Source organism: Mesorhizobium sp. WSM4846 (assembly GCF_055811415.1).
In genome coordinates, this window is record NZ_JBVVPZ010000059.1 from 1 (window position 1) to 3,067 (window position 3,067).

2 protein-coding genes and 1 pseudogene are annotated in these 3,067 nt (G+C 66.3%); 2 read left to right on the forward strand and 1 reads right to left on the reverse strand.

Annotated elements, in window-relative coordinates:
* Positions 1-967, forward strand: a 967-nt coding sequence (locus tag AC0L15_RS30360; protein WP_473498032.1) for a dihydrolipoamide acetyltransferase family protein, incomplete at its 5' end; no start/stop codon positions are given.
* A gap of 111 nt (positions 968-1,078) precedes the next feature.
* Positions 1,079-2,476 carry a dihydrolipoyl dehydrogenase gene (gene lpdA / locus AC0L15_RS30365; protein ID WP_473498034.1) on the forward strand — a complete coding sequence of 466 codons (1,398 nt, stop codon included), beginning with the start codon at positions 1,079-1,081 and terminating at the stop codon, positions 2,474-2,476.
* Positions 2,477-2,715: 239 nt separating this feature from the next.
* Here lpdA and AC0L15_RS30370 read toward each other — a convergent pair.
* Positions 2,716-3,067, reverse strand: a pseudogene (locus AC0L15_RS30370) (hypothetical protein); the annotation flags it as partial.

The window sequence follows — 3,067 nt, forward strand, 5'->3', positions numbered from 1 at the left end:
GGAATCCCCCTCCCCCTTGTGGGGAGGGGTTAGGGGTGGGGGTGCTGCGGTCGATCGGGGTCCTGCATCCGTCGCCGCGCCGCGCCCCGAAGGTGAAAAGCCGCTGGCGTCGCCGGCCGTCCGCCTCAGGGCAAAAGAGGCCGGCGTCGATCTCCGACAGGTCAGGGGAAGCGGCCCGGCCGGCCGCATTCTCCACGAGGACATCGACGCCTTCCTGGCGCGCGGACCGCAGCTTGCGAAGGTCTCCGGCCTCGCCCGCAACGAGGCCGTCGAGGACATCAAGATCATCGGGCTCAGGCGCAAGATCGCCGAGAAGATGGCGCTGGCCAAGTCGCGCATCCCGCACATCACCTATGTCGAGGAGATCGACGTTACGGCATTGGAGGATTTGCGCGCGGCGCTCAACAAGGAGAAGCGCGGCGGCGTGGAGCGGCCGAAGCTGACGCTGCTGCCGTTCCTGATGCGGGCGATGGTCAAGGCGATCGCCGACCAGCCTAAAATCAACGCGCTGTTCGACGACGAGGCCGGCATCGTCCACCAGCATGGCGGCGTCCATATCGGCATTGCCGCGCAGACGCCTTCGGGGCTGGTGGTGCCGGTGGTCAAGCACGCCGAGGCACGCGACATCTGGGACTGCGCCGCCGAGGTTTTCAGGCTCGCCGAGGCGGCCAGGTCAGGCACGGCGGCGCGCGACGAACTGTCGGGATCGACGATCACCATCACCTCGCTCGGCGCCATGGGCGGGGTGGCGACGACGCCGGTGATCAATCATCCGGAAGTGGCGATCCTCGGCGTCAACAAGATGATCGTGCGGCCGGTGTGGGACGGCACCCAGTTCATGCCGCGCAAGATGATGAACCTGTCCTCCAGCTTCGACCACCGCGTTATCGACGGCTGGGACGCCGCGGTGTTTATTCAACGGATCAAGACGCTGCTGGAGACCCCGGCGCTGATTTTCGTGGATTGAGATGATGAACAGGGGATCGCAGGGGCGCAGAATGAGAGCAGTAGCGATCCTTCGCGCCCCCCTCTGTCCTGCCGCACATGTCCCGCCGGCTCGACCAACCAGGGTGCCATGATGAAGGAAATATCCTGCAAGCTGCTCGTCATCGGCGCCGGTCCGGGCGGCTATGTCTGCGCCATCCGTGCCGGCCAGCTCGGCATCGACACGGTTATCGTCGAGTTCGGCAAGCCGGGCGGCACCTGCCTCAATGTCGGCTGCATTCCGTCCAAGGCGCTGATCCATGCCGCCGAGGAGTTCGAGAAAATCTCGCACACGGCGAGCGGCAAGAGCCCGCTCGGCATTTCAATCGCCACGCCGTCGATTGATCTCGAAGCGACCATCGCCTGGAAGGACGGTATTGTTAGCCGGCTTAACAGCGGCGTTGCCGGCCTGCTCAAGAAGGCCGGGGTCAAGACCGTGCATGGCTGGGCGAAATTCCGTGACGGCAAGACCGTCGAGGTCCAGACCGAGACTGGCATGCAGGTCGTCCGCGCCGAGATGGTGGTGATCGCGACCGGCTCGGCGGCGGTCGAGCTGCCGTCACTGCCGTTCGGTGGGCCGGTAATCTCGTCCACCGAAGCGCTGGAGCTGAGCGAAGTGCCGGAAAGGCTTGCCGTCGTCGGTGGCGGCTATATCGGGCTCGAGCTCGGCATCGCCTTCGCCAAGCTGGGCGCCAAGGTGAGCGTGGTCGAGTCCTTGCCGCGCGTGCTGGCGCAATATGATGCCGAGCTGACCCGGCCGGTGGTGAAGCGGCTCACCGAGCTCGGCATCGAGGTGCTCGTGAACGCCAAGGCCAAGGGCCTGTCGGGCAAGGGCGATGCCTTGCTGGTCGAAACGACGACCGGCAAGAATGCCAAAATCGCCGCCGACAGGATCCTGGTCACCGTCGGGCGCAAGCCGGTGGTCGAAGACTGGGGGCTGGAGCAGATCGACCTCGACATGGCGGGCAAATTCATCCGCATCGACGACCAGTGCCGCACCTCGATGCGCGGCATCTTTGCCATTGGCGACGTCACCGGCGAGCCGATGCTGGCGCACCGGGCGATGGCGCAAGGCGAAATGGTCGCCGAGATCGTCGCCGGCCACAAGCGCAGCTGGGATAAGCGCTCAATTCCCGCCATCTGCTTCACCGATCCGGAGCTGGTCACCGCCGGCCTGTCGCCGGAGGAGGCCAAGAGGGTTGGCGGCGAGATCAAGGTCGGGCTGTTTCCGTTCGCCGCCAACGGCCGCGCGATGACCAAGATGAGTGAGGATGGCTTCGTCCGAGTTGTCGCCCGCGCCGACAACCATTTGGTGCTCGGCATCCAGGCGGTCGGCCAGGGCGTGTCGGAATTGTCGACGGCGTTTGGCCTGGCGCTGGAAATGGGCGCGCGGCTGGAGGATATCGCCGGCACCATCCATGCCCATCCGACGCAGGGCGAGGGTTTTCAGGAGGCGGCGCTGAAGGCGATGGGGCATGCCTTGCATGTTTGAGGGCTGGCTGGCCTCACGGCGGATTCGAACCTCGTTCGGTCGAGTTCCTTCGCGCCCCCCTCTGTCCTGCCGGACATCTCCCCCACTTGGGGGGAGATCGGCAGCCTCGCCGTCCCGCCCTACTTTAAGCGTTGGAGATTGGCGAAAGCGGAGATGCCGGCCAATCTCCCCCCAAGTGGGGGAGATGCCCGGTAGGGTAGAGGGGGGCGCTGTCCCACCGATCTCTGGTCAGCGAGCACCTAACCCGCAAGCCGGCTAACCATCTCGTGCTGCGCATAGGCGCGGCCGAAGCGGTTGACGAGGAAGGCGTCGAGCGCGATGTCTTCCTGCTTGACAAAACCCTTCGCCGGCAAGCTGCCGTCGGCCAGCATGTCGAGCACCGCGCAGATGGCGGAGGCGGTGGTGATCTGGATGGCGCTGCGCACCTTGTCGCCGACGCGCCTGGCGTAGATCTTGTTGGCGTAGGTCTCCTGCAGCAGGGGGGGGGGGGGGGGGGCCCCGGGGGGGGGGGGGGCCCCCCACCCCCCCAGCCACCGCGCCCGCCCGGGGCGGGGAAAAAAATTAATGAACAACAGGCGGGGGGGGGGGCCG